General features: G+C 56.9%; 20 protein-coding genes. 2 read left to right on the forward strand and 18 right to left on the reverse strand.

Annotated features, from left to right (window positions below):
* Positions 1 to 11 precede the first annotated feature (11 nt).
* The 12 genes from JZM60_RS02490 to JZM60_RS02545 form a co-directional block, all read right to left on the reverse strand.
* Complete coding sequence (locus JZM60_RS02490; RefSeq protein WP_207163960.1) at positions 12 to 173, reverse strand: hypothetical protein; 162 nt, start codon at positions 171 to 173, stop codon at positions 12 to 14.
* Entirely contained in the window at positions 170 to 487 is a 318-nt protein-coding gene (locus tag JZM60_RS02495) for a helix-turn-helix domain-containing protein (protein ID WP_241426342.1), read from the reverse strand. The genes JZM60_RS02490 and JZM60_RS02495 overlap by 4 nt, the downstream gene beginning before the upstream one ends.
* Positions 488 to 494: 7 nt before the next feature.
* On the reverse strand, positions 495 to 773 hold the full coding sequence (locus tag JZM60_RS02500; RefSeq protein ID WP_207163962.1) for a cytotoxic translational repressor of toxin-antitoxin stability system: 279 nt from the start codon (positions 771 to 773) through the stop codon (positions 495 to 497).
* 122 nt (positions 774 to 895) lie between these two features.
* Positions 896 to 1,162, reverse strand: a complete 267-nt coding sequence (locus JZM60_RS02505) for a hypothetical protein (protein WP_207163963.1) — start codon at positions 1,160 to 1,162, stop codon at positions 896 to 898.
* A 54-nt stretch (positions 1,163 to 1,216) separates the two neighbouring features.
* Positions 1,217 to 2,539 (reverse strand): integrase family protein, encoded by a 1,323-nt coding sequence (locus tag JZM60_RS02510; RefSeq protein ID WP_207163964.1) that lies wholly within the window; start codon positions 2,537 to 2,539, stop codon positions 1,217 to 1,219.
* A gap of 294 nt (positions 2,540 to 2,833) precedes the next feature.
* Positions 2,834 to 3,427, reverse strand: coding sequence for a porin family protein (locus tag JZM60_RS02515; RefSeq protein ID WP_207163965.1), 594 nt, complete (start codon positions 3,425 to 3,427; stop codon positions 2,834 to 2,836).
* Between the two features lie 214 nt (positions 3,428 to 3,641).
* Positions 3,642 to 5,039 carry a sensor histidine kinase gene (locus JZM60_RS02520; RefSeq protein WP_207163966.1) on the reverse strand — a complete coding sequence of 466 codons (1,398 nt, stop codon included), beginning with the start codon at positions 5,037 to 5,039 and terminating at the stop codon, positions 3,642 to 3,644.
* Positions 5,032 to 5,286, reverse strand: coding sequence for a sulfurtransferase TusA family protein (locus tag JZM60_RS02525; protein ID WP_207163967.1), 255 nt, complete (start codon positions 5,284 to 5,286; stop codon positions 5,032 to 5,034). The genes JZM60_RS02520 and JZM60_RS02525 overlap by 8 nt, the downstream gene beginning before the upstream one ends.
* A gap of 22 nt (positions 5,287 to 5,308) precedes the next feature.
* Positions 5,309 to 6,424 (reverse strand): YeeE/YedE family protein, encoded by a 1,116-nt coding sequence (locus tag JZM60_RS02530; RefSeq protein WP_207163968.1) that lies wholly within the window; start codon positions 6,422 to 6,424, stop codon positions 5,309 to 5,311.
* A 194-nt stretch (positions 6,425 to 6,618) separates the two neighbouring features.
* Positions 6,619 to 6,852, reverse strand: a complete 234-nt coding sequence (locus JZM60_RS02535) for a hypothetical protein (RefSeq protein ID WP_207163969.1) — start codon at positions 6,850 to 6,852, stop codon at positions 6,619 to 6,621.
* Between the two features lie 50 nt (positions 6,853 to 6,902).
* Positions 6,903 to 7,295 (reverse strand): response regulator, encoded by a 393-nt coding sequence (locus JZM60_RS02540; RefSeq protein WP_207163970.1) that lies wholly within the window; start codon positions 7,293 to 7,295, stop codon positions 6,903 to 6,905.
* A gap of 53 nt (positions 7,296 to 7,348) precedes the next feature.
* Positions 7,349 to 7,564: a hypothetical protein gene (locus tag JZM60_RS02545; protein ID WP_207163971.1), complete on the reverse strand. Its 216-nt coding sequence runs from the start codon at positions 7,562 to 7,564 to the stop codon at positions 7,349 to 7,351.
* A gap of 534 nt (positions 7,565 to 8,098) precedes the next feature.
* Here JZM60_RS02545 and JZM60_RS02550 point away from each other — a divergent pair.
* Complete coding sequence (locus JZM60_RS02550) at positions 8,099 to 9,025, forward strand: hypothetical protein (protein ID WP_241426343.1); 927 nt, start codon at positions 8,099 to 8,101, stop codon at positions 9,023 to 9,025.
* A 21-nt stretch (positions 9,026 to 9,046) separates the two neighbouring features.
* Here the strand turns inward: JZM60_RS02550 and JZM60_RS02555 are convergent, their stop codons facing one another.
* The 6 genes from JZM60_RS02555 to JZM60_RS02580 all read right to left on the reverse strand — a co-directional run bounded on the left by JZM60_RS02555 (position 9,047) and on the right by JZM60_RS02580 (position 17,248).
* Positions 9,047 to 9,814 carry a M90 family metallopeptidase gene (locus JZM60_RS02555; protein WP_207163972.1) on the reverse strand — a complete coding sequence of 256 codons (768 nt, stop codon included), beginning with the start codon at positions 9,812 to 9,814 and terminating at the stop codon, positions 9,047 to 9,049.
* 89 nt (positions 9,815 to 9,903) lie between these two features.
* Positions 9,904 to 13,338 carry an alpha-amylase family glycosyl hydrolase gene (locus JZM60_RS02560; protein ID WP_207165428.1) on the reverse strand — a complete coding sequence of 1,145 codons (3,435 nt, stop codon included), beginning with the start codon at positions 13,336 to 13,338 and terminating at the stop codon, positions 9,904 to 9,906.
* 35 nt (positions 13,339 to 13,373) lie between these two features.
* Positions 13,374 to 13,784, reverse strand: coding sequence for a glutaredoxin family protein (locus tag JZM60_RS02565; RefSeq protein ID WP_241426345.1), 411 nt, complete (start codon positions 13,782 to 13,784; stop codon positions 13,374 to 13,376).
* 53 nt (positions 13,785 to 13,837) lie between these two features.
* Positions 13,838 to 15,787, reverse strand: a complete 1,950-nt coding sequence (locus JZM60_RS02570) for an Lnb N-terminal periplasmic domain-containing protein (RefSeq protein WP_241426346.1) — start codon at positions 15,785 to 15,787, stop codon at positions 13,838 to 13,840.
* A gap of 113 nt (positions 15,788 to 15,900) precedes the next feature.
* Positions 15,901 to 16,365 carry a DUF3015 family protein gene (locus JZM60_RS02575; RefSeq protein WP_207163973.1) on the reverse strand — a complete coding sequence of 155 codons (465 nt, stop codon included), beginning with the start codon at positions 16,363 to 16,365 and terminating at the stop codon, positions 15,901 to 15,903.
* 67 nt (positions 16,366 to 16,432) lie between these two features.
* Complete coding sequence (locus JZM60_RS02580; RefSeq protein WP_241426347.1) at positions 16,433 to 17,248, reverse strand: alpha/beta hydrolase; 816 nt, start codon at positions 17,246 to 17,248, stop codon at positions 16,433 to 16,435.
* Positions 17,249 to 17,465: 217 nt separating this feature from the next.
* On the opposite strand from JZM60_RS02580, the gene JZM60_RS02585 reads away from it, so the two are divergent.
* The gene (locus tag JZM60_RS02585; RefSeq protein WP_241426348.1) at positions 17,466 to 19,088 is read left to right on the forward strand and encodes a sensor histidine kinase; all 1,623 of its coding nucleotides are present in this window, start codon (positions 17,466 to 17,468) and stop codon (positions 19,086 to 19,088) included.
* The last annotated feature ends 39 nt before the right edge of the window (positions 19,089 to 19,127 follow it).

Consider the following 19,127-nt stretch of genomic DNA (forward strand, 5'->3'; position numbering starts at 1 on the left):
GCGGGAATCAGTCACCCCTGTTCAACCTCCCACAGGCCGCGCACCTTGAGAAACAGTCCACCGCCATATTCCCGGCGCTCAACGATGAAACAATCCGTGCCGCCGTCAACCGGAATGTCGCCGTGCTGCTTTCGCATGGCTTCAAGGTGGGCTATCAGTTCGGAGATGATCACAGAAACACCCGGTAATCGACGTTCAGAACCTTTGCCAGCTTCCTGGCCGTTTCCTTGCCGATGGGACGCCGCCCGTTCTCCATCTCGGAGATATGGCGCTGCGGAATCCCCGTCAGCTCCGCAAGCTGGCACTGGGTAAGCCCTTCCTTTCCCCGTGCTCCCCGAAGTGAGACAGACGGCTTGGACTCACCGGGGAAATGGCCGACAAAGAAATCCTCCAGGGAGACAGCACCCCCCTCCTCGGCCTCGATGCTATCCACATAGCGGCGGACCCGCTCCACGTTCTGACGCTGCACCCGGAGGCGCAACGTCACAAACTCTTCAGTAGGGCGCTTTTTCGTGAGTCCCTGCATAAGTCACCTCGATAAGTCTGATTTCCTTGTCACGTTCTTCCCATACCGCAACGTAAGTCGGTTTACCCTTCTTCAGGTGGCAATGGTGCCGACCTTCTCCCAGCTTGCCATAGTTCGGCCAGTTGCCACGCACGGGGCCGGAAAGCCTGATCTCCTCCATCAGCAGGAAGAGCCGTTCAACAACGCTTCGTGGCAGCTTGTGAGCCTGCTTGTCAACCTTGCCCGTGATCCTGACAATCCATTCCATAAGTCACCTTATACTTGTTTTTAGTATAATGTCAACGATTCACCATAAACGAAAGGCGCGGTCGGAACCGCGCCCTTGCTTCCATCGGGGGACTCCGCAATTTTGTGGAGCCATCGGCAGACTTAGACAGCTTCCTGTCTGATCTTTCTTAGATGGCTACTTTGATCCTCTAGGGATTCACCCACAAAACTTAACGAATGACTTATCTCAAACAAAAATTCTTCCACTTCTAAAACCAGAGGAGTTTCCGGGAAATCCATGTGACCAACCTCGTGCGCCATCGATTTGCACCTTTCAGAAAGACGATGCAAGAGGAGCCATGCTTTTTCTGTAAGGTCTTCTGTGCTTCCCAACACATTAAGCAGAACCTGATTCTTATCCATTGCCATACCTTCCCCCCTTTTCGTGTTGTGGCCGCGAAATTCGGCCTGTGAACGGTTTTCTTACGCTTCCCCTTCCTTCCCCCTTGCCCGAAGCTCCACAACCTCCCCGTGCTGCGTCTTGATCTTTTCAAGAATGGTCTCCGTTACCCGCTGCATTGGCTCCCGGAGACGTTCGACATTCAGAACAATGTAGCCGGCGGTTACGTCGCCCTTGTCCTGCTTATGGTTCACAAGGGCTTTCACCGTATAGCGGGACAGGTCCAGGCTTTCGGCGATGGTGATGAAGGTCCGGCGAAGATCGTGGCAGGAAAAGAAGATTCCGGTTGCAGCAGTTACGGCGTCAATGGCGCGTTTCGGCTCCTGGATGTAACCACGCTCCCCGGACGAAGGAAACACATACTCGTTTTCCCGGTAGTTGTCGTACCGGGCCTTGAGAAGATCATGAAGGTAATCACTCATGGGGAGGGTATGGGGTTCTTTGTTCTTGGTATCCACGACGGTGAAGGCCATGTCTTGAAAATCCACCTGTGACCACTTGAGGCGCGCACCTTCCGTGCGTCTCAGGCCGGTAAAGAGCAAAAACATCAGGAAATCCCGCATGTGCGGATTGTCCAAAGACATGACGGACTTGTGCCACTTCGGGAGGTCACTGTTTTTGATAAGGCTGCGGCGGCGCACCACACCAAACCATGTCTTTTTGCGGGAAAGAGTGGTGACGGGGTTCACCTGCACCTTGCCATCGTCCTCGGCATCGGCGAAATGGAAATTCAGCACGGCGCGAAGTACCCGCATGGCACCATCAGCAGCAGCCTCACGGCGCTTGGGCGCGTCCTTCTCGATTCGCTTGAGAGTGCGAACCTCTTTGCCGCCCTTCTTCTCGGCCTTCACTTCACGTTCATAGACCTTGCGGCCCCGCTTCCCGTTGGCAATCTGAGCGTGACGCTTCTGCACCATATACTTGGTGATCTTGGACGCCGGCTTGTCCATCCAGTCGGAAAGGTACAACTCCACCATCTGTTGATACCCCTGAGCCGTCAGCGGCTTGAGCTTCCGGCTTGCCAGATAATCGTCCAAGACCTCGCTCAGCGTTGCTCCCTTGATCCTGGCTTCACGCTTCTTCTGGTTCGGGTTCTCACCCTTTCGCATGTCGGGAAAAAGGTTCTCGGCCTCCTTACGGGCCTTCTCAACGGTGAACTCGCCATGTCGCCCGATGGTGACGCGAACCTTCTTGCCGTTAACCCGGCGCATGACGAAATAGGTCTTTGTCGCGGCACTCACCCGGACGCCAAATCCCTTCATGTCGGTGTCAAAATAATCAACCTGCCCCTTCTCAGGATGGGGAAGCTTATCAACAACGGCCTTGGTGATCTTCACGTTCGGCATGATGCACCTCCTACTCGCTGACCTATTGAGCAAATCGCCTAGGTACCACATAGGTACCACTCGAAATAAAACTTGTCAATACTCAGCAAAACAAAAAGTGCTTAGCACATCAGACTTTATGTAGCAGACAAAAGAAGACAAAACACGGCAAGACTTGATTTTATTGATTCGTAATCAGTAGGTCGCCGGTTCGATTCCGGCAGGTGGCTCCAGAAAGAACAAAGGCCTCACGATATCAACCGTGAGGCCTTTTTCTATTTGTGTCGCCCGTACTGAGACTATCCAGGTTATTACTTAGAAACCAAAGCGGAAACCTACGAAGAAGCTGCTGTTATTGTAAGAAAGTTCCACGCCGTCTTTTTCAAAATCCGACGGTGCTCCCTGGAACCGATAGTAAAGATCTAGGTTGACGTTTTTTGCAACTTCGGTGGTTGCACCAGCGGTGAACTGGTAACCGAAGGTAGTGTCGTCCTCGTCATAACCATCCACTTCGAGTTCGCCGTTTATAAGGCCCATACCGACACCAAAGTACGGTTTAATCTGGGAATTGAACGTTTTAACGTCGTAATATGCATTTATCATGTACGACATGGTAGATACTTCCGTATCTGAAATGCTAGAGTTTTCAACTTCATCAACGTCTGAATTTCTGTATGCGAACTCAGCCTCTAGCCGGATCGGGTTAAAATCATACCCACCAACTACGTTGAAACCGTAACCGGGGTCATACTCCACATCTGCTGAACCGGAGTAACCGGAAACTTCGAGGTCTGAATCGTGATTGAGCGACAAGCCCCCACCAAAGCCAACATAGGGGCCGGCCGCAAAAGCCGGGATAGCAGATGCCATACACATACAACCAGCCAGAATCAACGTCTTAATCTTCATCCTTTCTACTCCTTTCTGATGTTCGGTTGAAACTTAATTTTGTTACTAATCTTAGCTACTGCTGTCACTCCTCCTTTCCTGTTGTGTTTTCTCGGTTAAGAATAATACTCCTCCATGAAATGTTGTCAATCCTGCGCATGCTTGATGCACGACAAAGCAAAAGGCCGGGAGAACCCGGCCTCTTAATCTTCAATAATCGTTTGCAATGTTACCGCTAGCAATGGTGAGGGGCGGCAAGGGTAAAGTAAAATGTCGCCCCCTTGCCGGGAGATGACTCGGCCCAAATCTCCCCTCCGTGACGGTGAATTATACGGCTGACTATCGCCAGGCCGATGCCGGTCCCCTCGAAATCTTCCCTGTGCAGACGCTCAAAAACCTTGAAGAGCTTGTCCTGATACGCCATATCAAATCCGACTCCGTTGTCCCTCACAAAAAAGACATCCCTCGCCCCCTGGCGCTGCGTACCGAAAGTTATGCACGGCCGGGGATTTTGGGCCGTGAATTTCCAAGCATTGCCGATCAGGTTCTGCACTACCATATTCAACAGCGACGGATCTCCGGAGACAATCATGCCATCCTGAATATCCACCTGCACATCCCGGCCTGGCGTAGATTCGCGGAACATGACCGTAATCTCACGGGCCAACTGGCTCAGATTGACCTGCTCCGTATTTTCCGGCGTGCGTGCAATGCGCGAGAAAGACAGCAGATCGTCGATAAGCATGCCCATCCGGTTGCTGGCGGCATCGACCCGTTGCAGGTAGTTGAGGCCGGCAGTATCCAACCGGTCACCGTGGTCCTCGCGGAGGATATTGATATAGCCGTTGATATGCCGAAGCGGTGCCCGCAGGTCGTGGGATATGGAATAACAAAACGACTCCAGCTCCCTGTTTGCATGTATCAGTTCCGCCGTGCGCTTCTGCACACGTCTTTCCAGTTCTTCATTCAGGGCCAGAATCTTCCCTTCGGCCACTTTCTGAGCGGCAATATCGACAAAACTTTCGACAAAGTGCGGAACGCCGTGCAAAGCGACCCGCCCGACACTTTTCAGGACTGGGATGGCATGGCCGTCCCCCGCAAGAATAATGCGTTCGGCATTGTCGATCCGCAGATTCATATCCTTCATCGGACAAGAACCATTGCAATCCGGGCAGATGAACGAAAAGCAGACATGGCCGATGATGTTTTCACGGGACCGGCCAAGGATGCGGCACGCTGTCTGGTTTACGTCCATGATTACATGGTCTTCTTCCCGGATCAGCATGACCCCGGATTCGAGAGATGAGAATATTGTCTGGAGAAATTCCCGATTCTCGGAAAGTTCGCGGTTTGTTTCGTGCAGATGGTCGAGGATATGGGCGAAGGAATCCACCAGAATGCCCAAGGGGTCCAGTTCGACCAAGGTATCGTCGTCGAGTTCCTCGGGACGAAGCGGCAGGGTCCCCATGACCTTAAGCATCTGGTCGACCTTGTTGCGGATGTAAGCACACTTGCCGGCAAGGCGGGAGCGCAGCCGGAAATTTTCTTCCTTGAGCCGCGCGATTTCCGTAACTGTTTCGTCAGAGTCAAGAACGGCTGCAATGCCGGTTGTCTGCGATTGAAGCTTACTCATTACCGAACACCCTGATGGCGTAATAACCGTCGCGGGAAATCACTTCAACATGAAACCCCATATTCCCCGCCGACTCGGGAATGGTGTGCGTAGAATCACGATTGGTGGTAAGAAACAGTAAAGTTGTCTCCCCCTTACGCAAGGCAGGAGCATGCCTGTTGATTTCCCGCAGGGCCGTGAGCAAAGTGGATGGACAGATTTGTCCTCGAATGTCGAATTCGATGGTGGCTGGTTCAGCGGAAGTCATGGTTTATCTCCAAGCATGGTTATCAGCGTACTACCCATCTGGTTAGCATGCAAGCTCCAAGCCAGGCGCCGGGCAGTATCCCCGCAAGAAAAAAAATGCTGGCAAAAGCCAGAACAGGCAGCCCCCCCATTAAATGCCAGACGTTGCAGGCCGGAGCCATACGCGAAGCCAGCCCCATAAGCACCCCCCCCACGGCCGCAGAAATGTATTGTCGCCATGGAGCAGGGTGCCGAACTGTGAATTCGCCAAGCGACAGGGCGGACACCGCCCCGCCCAGAATGATACCGGCAATGAGCGGAAACTGGATCAGGGCAATGGAGTCCATGGCTGGCCCCGGCCCTCCCTTAAACATCATGCCGGTCAGCGGATTCCGGCATGAAATGGACTGGGTTGCAAAATAACTCACATTGGCAACATGCTCCGGAAACAGAATCTGCTCTCCCATGGCACCGATTTTGGAGTAAGCGGTCGTAATTCCCAGAGGCATGCCGATCAGGAGATACGAGGCAAGACTGACGACGGCAAGCAGAAGAGCCGCCTGCCACAAATGCAATGCTCCCTTGGCATAGAGCCTGCTCGATAGTTGCCCGCGCCGCCACCATAACGCCACCAGCCAGCCAAGGGGAATTATAGAGATGAGCACCAGGGGAGTCGGCGACAGATTGAGATACAGGGGAATGGTGATGCTGCCGGAAAACATGGTAGTAGCGGTGAGGAGGGATTTCCAGAAGGGGTGAAACTCGGCATACAGAGCGCTGCCGATTATGAGACCTGCAAAAGCGATGAAACTGACGCGGCTCCCGGCCCCCATGCGGTAAAGGGTACCGACAACACACCCGCCGGCCAGCACCATGCCGATACCGAACAGAACCCCTCCCAAAATACCGGCAAACGTCGCCGGCCCCAGCATCGGGAACGGATAGAGCGGCAACAGGCCCAATAGCCTTGCCGCTTCGAACAATGCCATGGCCACTACCACGTAGAGAACCATGACGCGCAGTTTGGCGAAGGAGCGAAAGAGGAACAGATCCCTGAACATGCCGGCAATGCAGAAATCGGCTCGGTGCATGACAAAACCGGCAATCAGGCCGAGAATCAAGCCGATAGCCGTCAGCATGACCGCGGGCGACACGGACATTACACCTCCACTTGACCCTGAATAAAAAGCGAATTTTGCTGGTTATAACATATTGAGGTTGCAGTTCCGACAAAATTTCCAACGCCGGACGGGCAACAACAAACAACGGGCCAGCCATCTGTCGGTGGCCGGCCCGTTGCATTGCTGAGCCTAATTTTCTCCATCATTGTCGGGCTTTTACCTGCAAAAAAAGACTAGTGCGTTGCCTTATGCTCCTGGGGCGACTCCTTTTGCAGCCCTTTGGCGATCCCCAGCATCATAAACACGGCCGGCATGAGCTGCATAACCACGATCAACGCACAGAACCCGAGAAAAATCCAGACGAAGATGCCGCTGTTGTCTTCCCGTGCGCCGGAGGCCGCAAAAGCCGTCGAGACTGAACCGAGAAGCAGTACCAAAGTACTTATGATTGGGGTTGAGCTTTTCATGACATCCTCCTTTTTCTAATGGTTAAGCGAACTGGTCGGTTAACTGTCGACTACCGCGCAGCGTGGCCTTTCATACCGCTACCGAATGCACATCTGACAGCTTGGCAGATCTCTTCCACATCCTCAGGCCCCGACGGTTTGAGTGCGTGATAAAATATCCCGCTGCTGCGGACTTTGCGTAAAAGCGGCAACGGGAGCTCATCTGCTACCAGGATAATCGCCAACTTCTGGTTGCACTTTTTCAACAGGTCGATCAGAGCCAGGGTTGGAAGTTCATCGAACTTCGCACCGAGCAGGATCACGCGCGTTACCTTTTTCAAAATGGTGGAGAGAGTATTGGGAATGGAGTCGGTAACGGTAACCGCGTAACCTTCTTTTATGAGGTGTTCGGCCATCTGCTGGCGGGTAGCCGGATCCTTTTCCGCGATAAGTAGCTCTTGCATGATGAGTTCCCCTTTCCGTTGAGGTGACGTGCGGGCAGCTCTCACTCTAATGCTCAGTGGCGTGATTTTATACCCTTGCCGGGCAGCAATCCCTTCATCATCGATCCGAACAACGTGAGGCCCGGCAGCAACTGGAAAGCTACGATCAGTGCGCCGACCCCGAGGAAAAGCGCTACCAGCAGTCCGCTATCCTCGGTTTGCGCCCCGCTGGCGGCAAAGGCTGTAGATGTGGCAATAAGGGCAATTATGGTGGCGAGTGCAGTTTTCATGGCGTCCTCCTGATTCAACCAATTCTCATGATCTTGCCATTTATAAAGCAGCACTCATGCCAGAACTAGGCCCTACCGGCATTTTATCCGTAACTTACTGTAAACTTGGCACTATTTAAACGCAAAGTCTGCTCGGCATTTTTATAAAAAGGTGAAGTACCGTATAAAAAGTATGTACAAGCGCTAATACACCAACGGAAGCGCCGGCACCTCTCCGCCCTGCCAACCACTTGAAATAACTACACTTCAAAACGATACCCAGGGGTGTATAAAAAGATACTTTCATGGGCTGCTTCTGCATGCGGATGAATTATTCTAATCCCTTGACGCAACACTGTTACTGAAGGTATTGTACCTGTTTACATTAACGGCAAAACAAGCATTACATCAATGGTTACAGCATCTTGTCTCGATTTTACATTGATGAAGGCACTAAACTCTGGAAATTTTTCCCGATCTATGCAAAATTAACACTCTCTCATTGCCTCACCCCCCGGCAGGCCGAGAAAGATTGAACCCAAAGGAGATCATCCCGTGTCGATCCACACAAAGCTCATGAATGGAGCGAAACTCGCCCTGATTCTCGCCACCGTCTTTGCAGCCTTCCCACTCCAGGCCCAAACCCAGGACTCGCCGGTTGTTGAACGGGGGAACGGGTATCTAACGATAGAAGCACAGGAAACTTCGCCGGAGAAAGGACATCTTGTCCAGATTTTCGCCCCATCCATCACATACAGTGAGGCAAAAATCAGCGAGGGAAAAGGAGATTCCAGACTCCTCACCTTCACCTCCGACTACATTTTGAACGGGAGAACCGTACGCAAGTTCAGTAAAGGTCTGCAAGAACGGGGCATCAACATCTACGGTGCCGCCTATTACGGCGACTTTGCCTGGGACAGGACCGTAATCGACGCAGCAATCACAATCACCCGCCCTGTTACTGGGGTGCCCGGCACCATTGAGATTTCGGAAGGAATCGCAAGGGATCCGCAAACAAACCTTCCCCTCATGCCCCTAACCGTCTCGATCAATGAACTTTCCATACCTTTGAAAGAGGACTTCGGAAAATCGTGGCAACGGATCGAAATCATCCCGTCGGTGGAGCCCGCAGCTCCCGAGCCGAAGACCGGCCGCTATCCCGGCTCTAAAGTGCGGCTCGTGCGCCAGAACGACGGCGAGCGCCGCAACGTGGTCTATTCAGTGGAAGGGGATCTGCGGGAAGTGGAGGCGTTCTTCGACGAAAAACTCAAGGAGACCCACCGGACTGTTATCGTGGCCGGGGACACGGACAGTTCAGCCTCACCGGCCGAAGTATTCGGCATCAAGACCTCCGCCCAGGTCATCGTCCTTTCGGGCTACAACTATAAAAACAACAAGCTTACTTCCACGGAAGTGACCCTGCGCCACGCAAGCGATCCGAACCTCTCCCCCTACATTGAGATCGAGGTGGCCGAAAACTGATTCTCCCCGGTCCGCAGCATGTCACCGGGTCCACGACTCCGGATCCTGACGGTAGTATTGGCTGAGGGCCTCGTAAAGTTCCGGATGCTCTCTCCGCATTTCACCGGGCATCTCGAAAAAGGTTTCCGTAGCCACCGCAAAGAATTCAGCCGGACTCTCCGCCCCGTAGGGGTCAAGGAGAGTCCGGCGCCCCGCAGCATCGTCAGCCGCAAGCCGCCCATACTCATCCTCGAACACCTTCCGCCACCGTGACTCCCTGGGGAACCCCGGCAAGAATCCCTCTTCACCGGTTATGCCCTCTTCATGATCAAGCTGATGGGCGAACTCGTGAAAGACCACATTGAAGGCATCGTCGGGAGACGCCGCGTCAAGCAGAACATCCTTCCACGACAACACCACCGTTCCATGCCCCCAAGATTCGCCGACGCGAGATTCCGGACCTTCCGTGACCACCCCCGCCTCATCCCATAGCTGCCTCTCCCCCACGTACTCGTCGGGGTAGATGACGATGGAAGAAAGCTGCGGATAGTAATCGGTCTTCCGATGTAGAAGAAGAATACAGGCCAGGGCGGCAACGGTTACCCGCACCTCATCGGTCACCCTGGCACCACCACACCCCTCAAAGTATTTCTCCGAGAGGAATACCTGGACATGCCCGAGAAGTTCCCGCCGGTCTTCCGGGGGAAGCATGCGGTAGAAGGGAACGTTCCGCTCGATAATATCGAGCCACTGCGGCGGGAACTCACGCCCGGCAAGACGCTTTCGTCGCAATCCGGCAAACAGTCCCATCAGGCTTTATCCTCCGGGGCGGGCCTCAAACAGCAACGGCGTCCCGCCGGGGCGCCGTCAAGCTTCATCTCAATGTTGCAGCACTTCATCTACCGGACACCCTCTTCAGGCTGTTCGGCGGCTGGATTCACCAGGGCCAGGAATGCCGAAACCCGGTAGCCGGCCTCCTCCGCCAAAGCAGCCAAATCCCCCTGCACCCGCAATGACGAAAGCGGATCGGCTGCCTCACCCTCCAGCGGCGCCCGCGTAACTGCAGCCAGCAGCATAATCCAGAAAAGAAGCTCCTCGAAGGGCTCCTTCACGAACCACTCGACAATGCCGCCGCGGTGAACGCCGAGATATCCCCTTGCCCGCCGATCAACGAAAAGCCGCTGAACGGCCTCGCCCCCCTTCGGACCACCCAGAAGCTCACCCAGACCGGCATGGCCAATAAGGATATCGGCCAGGGCAATCATCCGCCCGGCATCGCCGCAAGGCGGTTCGCCATCTTTGCCGACGGTCTCCCGGACGATATCGGCCAATGCTCTCCGGAGTCCATAGGTGGCAAACCATTGGCTCGATCGGGAAAGGTACTCCGCATCATCGCCGCCAAGTCTCCCTGACTCGTGGATGATTATGAGCAGAGAGAGGAACCACCGCGCGGAGCCTGCCGGCAGACGCTGTGCTTCGTCCCCGGCCATACTTTTTTCCAGGGTTTTCAAGCGCTTGGGGAGACCATCGAGTCGCTCCACCATGGCATCGGCACATGCCGTCACCGGCCCGGCAGCCCCAGCCACCGCATCAAGCTCTTCAAGGAAGGCTTCAAGCGCTTCCCTGAATGCCATTGGGGGCTTTTGGCGGGTCTTTGCCGGTGGCGCAACAAGACGATTGCAGAGCACCCGGAACCGTTCAACCAGAGGGGCAAAGCGGATAAGCTGCACCTCTTCGTCGATACTCGGCACCCCCCTCCCCTCAAGCCCGAAGCAGAGCGCGCCCCAGGTACCGTAGTCATCGTCGCGGACCTCCCGGAAATCGAGGAAAGCGTGATACTCGTAGGCCTCCAGCTCCACGAACATCCCCTTCTCGGCAATCTCCCTGCCATGACGGATATACTCCAGGCCGGTCGCATAATCGCGGAAGATATAGTAATGCCGCCCATCGGTGTTCACGCCGAGGGCGTGCCCCAGCTCGGTCTGGCGCAGGACAGTTTCCCCCGAATCGATCCGCTCGGCCCGGGCGGTGGAATTCTTTATCCACCCGGCAGTGCGGCCATAGCGGTTATTAAAGAGGATGAGCCCCCGGTCGTCACCATGACGGTTGGAGTAGGCGAAGACATCCTCGTTCACTATCCCCTCCACGAAGAAATCGTAGAGAATGAAGCTTTCGGAGCCGGAAAAGAGGCGCCGCCGCCGCATGAGTGGGAATATCCGCCGATCGTGCTCCGCTACCAGGTGTTCATCCACCTGTTCATCCCAGTAGGCCCGCCGGTACTCCATGCCGTACTTCTCGTGGAATCCCTCCACCTGACCATGGCCCAGCATCGGCAGCCCCGGCATGGTCACCAGGAGGACCGCCGCGCCGAAGTACTTGTCCTCTTTGCCGAACTGCTCCACGGCGGTCTTTTCGTCGGGGTTGTTCATGAAGTTGACGAAGCGCTTCAGTATTTCATGGTTGAATTCGAGAACGTTCTTGATGGTCTGGCGGTATTTGGCATTCTCCTCCATCTTCAGCATGTTCATGAAAGCGCTGTTGTAGACCCGGTGCATCCCCAACGTCCGGACGAAGTACCCCTCCATGAGCCAGAAGGCCTCGGCCAGAAGGAGCGTGTCCGGCGTCTCCGCAGCGGCCCTGTCCACCACCTGGCGCCAGAACTCGTCGGGCATGGCGGCGTCGAAGGCGGCACGGGTAAGGCCGTGCTCCGCCCGTGACGGTACGCCGCTACCAAGCCCCGGCTGGGGAAACCATAGGCGCTGGTAGTGCTTCTTGGCCAGGGTCATGGCGGCATCGAAGCGGATGATGGGGAAGTTGTGGGCCACGTGGAGGATGGTGCGGGTCACTGCCTCCCGCACCTCGGGGTTCAGGTAATCCAGTTGGGCCGTGTCGTTCCAGGGGGTGCTGGTGCCGTCGTTGCCGTGATAGATGTAACGGGTCCGGCCGTTGCGGTGGTCGTAGTGCTTGAAGACCACGGCGGCGTCGCTCTTGTTCCAGTAGCCGTCCTCGATCTGGATGGAGACCTCGGGAGAGGATGAAAGGTCGGGGCCGGTGAACCGGTAGGTGGGGTAAGGCGGATAGTCCAGCTGCACGAACCAGTCGGGATGCTCCACGATCCACTTGGAGTAGATGCCGGTGTGGTTCGGCACCATGTCGCTGGCAAGCCTGATGCCGCGCTTCAGCGCCCGCTCCCGCAGATTTGCCAGCGCCTCCCACCCCCCAAGGTCATGGGCGATGGTGTAGTCGTAGAGGGAATATGCCGATGCTATCGCCTCGGGATTACCACAGATCCGCTTGATGGTCTGGGAGGCGGGGGAACGCTCCCATATGCCGATGAGCCAGAGCCCCGTGATCCCCCACCGGGCGAGCTTGTCCAGCTCCGCGTCGGGAATCTGGTCGAGGCGGTGGATCTCTTTGCCATACCAGCCGGATAGCTGGCCCAGCCAGACATAGACCATCTTGGCCATGAGGACCACGTTGGGCATCCAGTCCACGTCGGCGGAAAACTGCTCCGGCTCCGGGTAATACTCGTCGGGTGACGGCAACCCGTCACCGGAGCCGAATTCCAGGACCGGCGAAGGACCGCCGCCACCGCTCCAGAATGGACGGGTCTCCTCGGCCACAATGCCGAAAGCCACCTCCAGCGGGGCAAAGAGCTCATCAGGCAGCAAGGGGCTCCATGCCTCACGCATGTAGGCAAGTTGCCCAGCCAGGGATTGTGGGGCGGCCCGTAGCGGCGCCCGGAGAAGTTCCGCAAGAGTTACGCCGAAGCCCCCCACCGGCGGGGCAGCGGCCAGGGCCTGCTCCAGCCTGGCCACGGCAGGCCGATACGGGGTCGTGGCCACGAGTTCGGCATCGTCCACCAGCTCCCGGAAGCTGTCCAGTGCGGGATTCTCGGCGGAAAGCGCCAGGAGCAGCAACTCGCCCACCGCCTGGAGCCGCCTGGGTGCGCCCCCCCCCGCAAGCCAGGCGGCCGGAGAGCCGGTCTCGCCGTAGAGAAGCGCCGCAGGAGGGAACAGGGTGACAAACCGTTCCAGGAGGCCTGTCAGTTCGGGCGAATCGGGGGGAAAGCCGGCATCGGTCAGGGCCTGCTCCAGCATGACCGGGCCCTTCTGCTGCACATAGCGGTATATCAGGTGCCGGAATATGGTCCCTTGCAGGGCGTAGAGATTGAGGAGCCCCCCCTGGACCGGCCGTCCGGCCCTCTCCGGAAGACGATTGAGCCGTGCCGCCAGTTCCCGGCAGAAGAGAATGGCCGGCCTGCCCAGCCGCTCAAGCTCCCGGGCTGACGGCGCCAGGTCCAGCTGACGCCAGAAGCGGCCGGCAATCTGCATATTGAATGGAAAAAAGGGGGGGATTTGCTTGATGGTCACTGTTTACTCCCTGCCGCTACCGGCTTCGGCCCCGCCATTTCAAGGGCCGCCTCGACCTCTTCGCGGTCGAAACCGCTCATCGCATGGCCGCCGATAACGATAAGCGGCACAATCGGCTCCTCATCCGGGAAGCTCCTGACATGGATTTCAAGCATCTCAGCCAAGGCTTGCCGGTCTGCCAGCACATTGCGTTCCATAACCGGCAGCCCCCGGTCGGCAAAGAACCGGCGGGCTTCCCGGCAATAAGGGCATCCGGGCCGCACATACATGACGGCAACGGGTTTTGAACCCGCAGCAAGAACGGAAGACTCCGGAGGTGTCAGCGCACGGGTCATGCCGCACCCCGGCAGGCAGGCCGTCAGAAAAAGAATGCCTGCCGTCAAAACCATCATGGTCTGCTTTGTCATTAAGCGCTTCCTCATGCCTGAAGAGTATACCGAAATTCAGACGGCGCCAGCCATCAGAAATAGCGGTTTACCGTCAGTAGGGCCTCGGCCCGGTTTCGGTCGAAGCTCCGCTCCCACGATGCCGTGAAGCCGAGGCCCAGGGAACGGCTCAGGGCCAGGTTCTGCTCCAGGGCCACACGGTAGTACTCATGAAATTCGAGCCCGTATCCGAAGGCACTCCCCGAAAGCGCCGCCTTCCAGCGCTCGACGGGAGTGACGATAATTCCCGCGGAAAGGCCGCCACCAAGCACTGCCTTGTCCCGCAGGCGGTCACTCACGTTTATATCCATCTCCGCCATGCCATAAACCACCCCGTTGCCGGGAACCGGCCAAGCCATGCCGCCGCCGGTGTTAAACCGGGCAAACAAGCGATCGGAACCATCGGCAAAGGGGCGGCGGGAAAGGCCGCCGTTCACCTTCCAGGAAATGGGCTTGAAAAACTCGTCCCGGGGGGCCAGGGATACGATGTCCACCACCGTGAGCTTCTGAAGCTTGACCGAGTTCCGCTCCGTGTAGTAGCGGCCGGTCGCCTCCATGAAGTTAATCTGGGAATGGGGGCTGTATCCTTCATCGGCATCCATCAGGGAGTGGTACGCCGGGCGCAGGGTCAACTCCACGAAGGGGGTGTCGTGACGGTAGCCGGCACCGAGGCCGATCCGTCCCGGCATATGCCCGGTCTCCGGCAGAGGAGGGACCGGAACCTGTCCAGCGTCCGACTCGTCGGGGCCCAGGGGGCTTCGCGCCCGGAGCACCTCCAGGAACTGCCGCTGAAACTCCGGCTGCTCCAGTTCTTTGCGCGAATAGCGGTACTGGACGTATTCGGCTGCCAGGTTGAGTATCTGGCGGCGCTCCTCAACGGGGCGGCCGGAAGCGGCAACATTCTGTGCCAGCCGGGGCGAACGGGCCGTCAGGAGCGCCTCCCTGCGGGCATCCGGCGACAGTAGCGACGCCCTGTGGCGAATGCGGGTCGCTTGGGCGGGGCGGTAGGTCTGCTTCTCGAGGAGCCCGGCCCTGTCGATGACCGCAACGGTATCGGCCGGCATCACCCAAAAGCCTGCTCGGTCCCAATACTCCTCCGCAAGCCTCAGCTGGGGCCGGGCAGCCTCGAGAAGAAAGAGCAGATTGAACGAGCAGTTCTCGTCGAAGAAATAATAATCAGAGTAGATACCCCGCAGCTCCCAGATATGGCGCACCATCCGCACAACCTCATCGGGGGTGAGGGCGAGGGGATACTCCCAAACATCCCGGTGCTCCAGATCGTTGTATTCCTTTACTTTTTCATAATAGGGAAGAATTGAATAATACCCTGGATATCCCCCGAAAATCCCCTTGAAGGCGTAGACGATACCGTTGGTGTCGGTGGTATGGGAGGCGTAGTTGACCGCGTAGGAGAGGAGATCGCTCCGATAGGTGCTTCCCACCCGCAACAGGGTGTGGCCGAACATGGAGGCTGGTCCGTTGGGATGGGCAGCGGGGAATACCAACACCGCAGTGCGGGGATTGACGGCCTCCATTGCCTCGTCCAGCTGGGGGCAGGCCATGGGGGGGAGATGCTCCGGGGCGATGGCCAGCTCTTCCGCGAGCCAGGCGGCGCGGGCTGGGAACCGGCAGCGGGGGTGCTCGTCGCCGGTGGTATCCGGGGAGAATATGCCGCGCAGGGTGGCAGCCAGCTCCGCCGCAGGGTCGGTCTTCCCTTCCGGGGAGAGGAAAAAACGGGGATCGTCCACCAGGCTCTTCCGCTCTTCACCCCTGGGGCGATAGTGGAGCAGCACCTCCCAGGCACGCTCCCTATGGAGCCGGCGTTCCGCGGCCCGGTTCAGGAGATCTGAAAGATAGGGGTCATCGGCTCCGAAGCAGACGCCGGCAGAAGCCCCAAAATTGATTAACAACACCAGCAGCCCCACGGCCAGGGGCTGCATAATCAGGTGGAAACGTTTTCGGTACGAGCAACAGATCATTGGCATAGTCACAATAAAATACAGAAAGCCGGTTCGTCTCGCCGTTGGGATGACGGTGCATATAGAAAAGGGGCGCGCCGCGGGACGCACCCCTTTGTTGGTCTGGTCACAACGGGAAATCAGTTGGCAACGGCAACGGCGTTATCGATTACCTCTGCCACAACCACGTTCTCGGAGGTGAATACCGACGAGAAGTTGCTCTGGAGGGCAGCATAGAAACCGGGGCGCTTTTCGGCCGGAACCTGGAGGAGCTCGGCAAAGGCGTCGAGGGACTCACCGTGGCCCTGGGCGATATCAAGGGCCAGGTTGTCCATGTTGGCGCGGACAAAGTGGTTCAGGCGCTCATTCTGCACTGCCTTGCCGGGAGTACCGCACTCAAGGGTTCCGGAGGTGATGCCGAAGGTCTGGTTGCCGAAGGTCTGGTTGGTTGTTGCCTGAAATGCCTGCGAGAGGATGGAGCCGTCTGCCCTGCCGGCCCACAGGACCGTTCCGAGACCACAGCCGGTATTGGCCTTGCCGCCGGCCGCAAAAACAGAGCTTGCAGTGACGACGGTGATGGCTGCCGCGAGAATAATTCTTTTCATACCTACCTCCTGGGCTAAAATTTTTTCATTGCTTAACCCTATCACATCGAGAAACGATGTCAACGCCTTACTGCCCTGAAGTCATGGGGGCAAACACCCGGTCGAGACGCTCCACAAGGGTGCGCCTCAACTCCGGGTCGGCAAACGAACCGACATGACCCCGGCCCGACGTCGTCCAGAGCTCCGCTTTGGGGCCGGCCGCATCGCGCAGCAGCCTGCCGTGATGCGCCGGAACTATCGGATCCTGCTCGTCGTTGATGATGATGACCGGTACCGGCGCAACCTGCCCCATGAACAGCAGGGGGCTGTAAGAGTTATTGAAGAGAAGTGAGAGGGGATACTGCAGGGGCCAGGTGAGGAAGAAACCGCCCAGCTTCTCCCTGGCGATGAGCCGGTAATCGGCAAAGGGGCTGTCGACGATTAATTGCCGGACTGCTTTTTTGTATGGTGTAGTCGCCACCAGATGGATTGCAACGGCCCCACCCAGGCTTTGCCCCATAACCGCTATCCGGCGCGGGTCCACACCCGGCAGAGTCAAGAGCGTAGCAAGAGCCGCCTCGGCATCCCGATGAACCCCTTCGATGGCCGGTTTCCCCTCGGACAAGCCAAATCCCCGGTAATCTATGATGAAAACCGCGAAACCTTCCTGAACCAGCCAGAAGACACTGTTCACATGGGTGCTGATATTTTCGGCGTTGCCGTGGAGAACGAGAATGCTGCCACGGGACGGGCGGGAGGGGCGCAGGAACCAGCCGTGCAGGCGGACCCCGTCGGAAGAGCGGAAGAATACGTCTTCGGCGGGAAAACGGACGAGCAGCGGATTGTCCACCAGTTGCCGCTGAGGGTAAAACAGGAGCGACGAACAGCCCGGACATATCAGCATCAGAATGAGAAGGAAAATGAAAACTGGTATTCGCATGACCTCTCCGGCAAGAACCTCCGGCTGATCGTATCCGATCGCGGCATCTCCGTCAACGGCACGCAGCCCACCATGCCTGACGGCGAACCAGGAACCTTGACTAATGCCCCGGCAGAGATTAATCTGTCTTTAATTTATCACACCCCATAAACCTTTGCGGCAACCGAACCATCAAGAGGTTATGCCTTTGCGCCTGTCGCTGCTAGCCAAACTGTCCCTCGCTATAAGCCTCATCCTCCTCGCCACCATGGGGCTCTTTGCCTATATCAACGTGGAACAGCTCGAGAAGCTCCTCTACGAAGAAGCCATAACCGATGCCGACAAACTGAGCGAAACGATCATCCGCACCACCCACTACCACATGCTCGAAAACAACCTGAAGCGGGCCTACCAGATTATCGACGAAGTAGGTTCCCAAAGGGACTCCATAGAGCGGATCAGGATGGTAAACAAGTTCGGGCTGGTCACCCATTCTACCGACAGCAAGGAAAACGGCCTCTATCTCGACAAGAAAGCCGAAGCATGCAGCATGTGCCACTCGGGGCCATCCCCCCTGCTCCACGCCACCAGCATGAACCGCAGCCGCATCTTCACCGACAAGGCGGGGAAAGAGGTCCTCGGCCTGGCCAAGGCCATCTACAACGAAGAACGCTGCTTCACGGCCCCCTGCCATTTCCACCCCAAGGAGGCAAAGGTCCTCGGCGTCCTCGATGTCATCGTCTCCCTCGACCAGATGCACCAGAAAGTCTACGTCTACCGCAATGAAATCATCGTCCTGACCGTCATGCAAATCGGCCTTATCGCCCTTTGCCTGACTTTCTTGACCCAGCGCCTGGTCAACCGGCCGGTCCGTGCAATGGTTCAGCACGCGCACCTGATCGGAGGAGGCGACCTCGACGCCACGGTGACCGTCAAAAACCGCGACGAACTCGGCGAACTGGCCAATGCGTTTAACAGGATGACAAAAAACCTCAAAAAAGCCAGGGTAGAACTTGAGGACTGGGGGAAAAACCTTGAAGAGAAAGTGGAAGAGCGGACTCAGGAGATCAAGAAAATCGAGTCGCAACTGGTCCACTCCGAAAAACTCGCTTCCCTGGGAGAACTCGTTGCGGGGATCGCCCACGAGATCAACAATCCGCTGACCGGAATCCTCGTCTTCGCATCGCTGATCGCAGGCGACTCCAAACTCGATCCGTCCCTGAAGGGGGACCTGGACCTCATCGTCAAAGAGACCCAGAGATGTGCCCGGATCGTGAAAGGGCTCCTCGACTTCGCACGGGAATCGATGCCCCAGAAAAAGCCCTCCGCGCTCAATGCCATCATGGACGCGACATTGACCCTGATCTGCAACCAGGCCTGTTTCCACGACATCAACGTAGTGAAGGAGTACAACCCGGATATCCCCGAGATGCATCTCGACCCGAACCAGATAGAGCAGGTTTTCATAAATCTGCTCCTGAACGCCTGCCATGCCATCGGCGGCCCGGGAGAAATAAGGATAAAAACCGGCATTGACCATGAAAAGGGCGAGGTCTACGCGGCCATAACCGATAACGGCTGCGGCATTCCCGAGGAAAACCTGTCGAAAATCTTCGATCCGTTTTTCTCAACCAAAGACAACAAGGGTACCGGTCTGGGGCTCTCGGTTTCCTACGGAATTATTGAGGGACACGGAGGAAGAATAGACGTGCAAAGCACCGTCGACGTGGGAACCACCTTCACCTGCTGGCTCCCTGTGGATTATGAAGAATCGCAAAAGACCGCAACGGAGCCGGACCCGCCCCCTCCGCAAAAACCCGCCTGATCATCCGACGCCTGGGAACAGAAAAGGGGCACACGATTC

This window comes from Geobacter benzoatilyticus, from assembly GCF_017338855.1.
In the GTDB taxonomy this organism is placed as follows: domain Bacteria; phylum Desulfobacterota; class Desulfuromonadia; order Geobacterales; family Geobacteraceae; genus Geobacter; species Geobacter benzoatilyticus.

What these genes read in the sequence shown, in the direction of transcription:
- JZM60_RS02530 (WP_207163968.1), bottom strand. Translation starts at nt 6,424, where the DNA reads ATGTCCGTGTCGCCCGCGGTCATGCTGACGGCTATCGGCTTGATTCTC.
- JZM60_RS02585 (WP_241426348.1), top strand. Translation starts at nt 17,466, where the DNA reads ATGCCTTTGCGCCTGTCGCTGCTAGCCAAACTGTCCCTCGCTATAAGC.
- JZM60_RS02560 (WP_207165428.1), bottom strand. Translation starts at nt 13,338, where the DNA reads ATGCAGATTGCCGGCCGCTTCTGGCGTCAGCTGGACCTGGCGCCGTCA.
- JZM60_RS02500 (WP_207163962.1), bottom strand. Translation starts at nt 773, where the DNA reads ATGGAATGGATTGTCAGGATCACGGGCAAGGTTGACAAGCAGGCTCAC.
- JZM60_RS02540 (WP_207163970.1), bottom strand. Translation starts at nt 7,295, where the DNA reads ATGCAAGAGCTACTTATCGCGGAAAAGGATCCGGCTACCCGCCAGCAG.
- JZM60_RS02575 (WP_207163973.1), bottom strand. Translation starts at nt 16,365, where the DNA reads ATGAAAAGAATTATTCTCGCGGCAGCCATCACCGTCGTCACTGCAAGC.
- JZM60_RS02555 (WP_207163972.1), bottom strand. Translation starts at nt 9,814, where the DNA reads ATGGGACTGTTTGCCGGATTGCGACGAAAGCGTCTTGCCGGGCGTGAG.
- JZM60_RS02565 (WP_241426345.1), bottom strand. Translation starts at nt 13,784, where the DNA reads ATGACAAAGCAGACCATGATGGTTTTGACGGCAGGCATTCTTTTTCTG.
- JZM60_RS02505 (WP_207163963.1), bottom strand. Translation starts at nt 1,162, where the DNA reads ATGGCAATGGATAAGAATCAGGTTCTGCTTAATGTGTTGGGAAGCACA.
- JZM60_RS02525 (WP_207163967.1), bottom strand. Translation starts at nt 5,286, where the DNA reads ATGACTTCCGCTGAACCAGCCACCATCGAATTCGACATTCGAGGACAA.
- JZM60_RS02545 (WP_207163971.1), bottom strand. Translation starts at nt 7,564, where the DNA reads ATGAAAACTGCACTCGCCACCATAATTGCCCTTATTGCCACATCTACA.
- JZM60_RS02515 (WP_207163965.1), bottom strand. Translation starts at nt 3,427, where the DNA reads ATGAAGATTAAGACGTTGATTCTGGCTGGTTGTATGTGTATGGCATCT.
- JZM60_RS02535 (WP_207163969.1), bottom strand. Translation starts at nt 6,852, where the DNA reads ATGAAAAGCTCAACCCCAATCATAAGTACTTTGGTACTGCTTCTCGGT.
- JZM60_RS02580 (WP_241426347.1), bottom strand. Translation starts at nt 17,248, where the DNA reads ATGCTGATATGTCCGGGCTGTTCGTCGCTCCTGTTTTACCCTCAGCGG.
- JZM60_RS02570 (WP_241426346.1), bottom strand. Translation starts at nt 15,787, where the DNA reads ATGCCAATGATCTGTTGCTCGTACCGAAAACGTTTCCACCTGATTATG.
- JZM60_RS02520 (WP_207163966.1), bottom strand. Translation starts at nt 5,039, where the DNA reads ATGAGTAAGCTTCAATCGCAGACAACCGGCATTGCAGCCGTTCTTGAC.
- JZM60_RS02510 (WP_207163964.1), bottom strand. Translation starts at nt 2,539, where the DNA reads ATGCCGAACGTGAAGATCACCAAGGCCGTTGTTGATAAGCTTCCCCAT.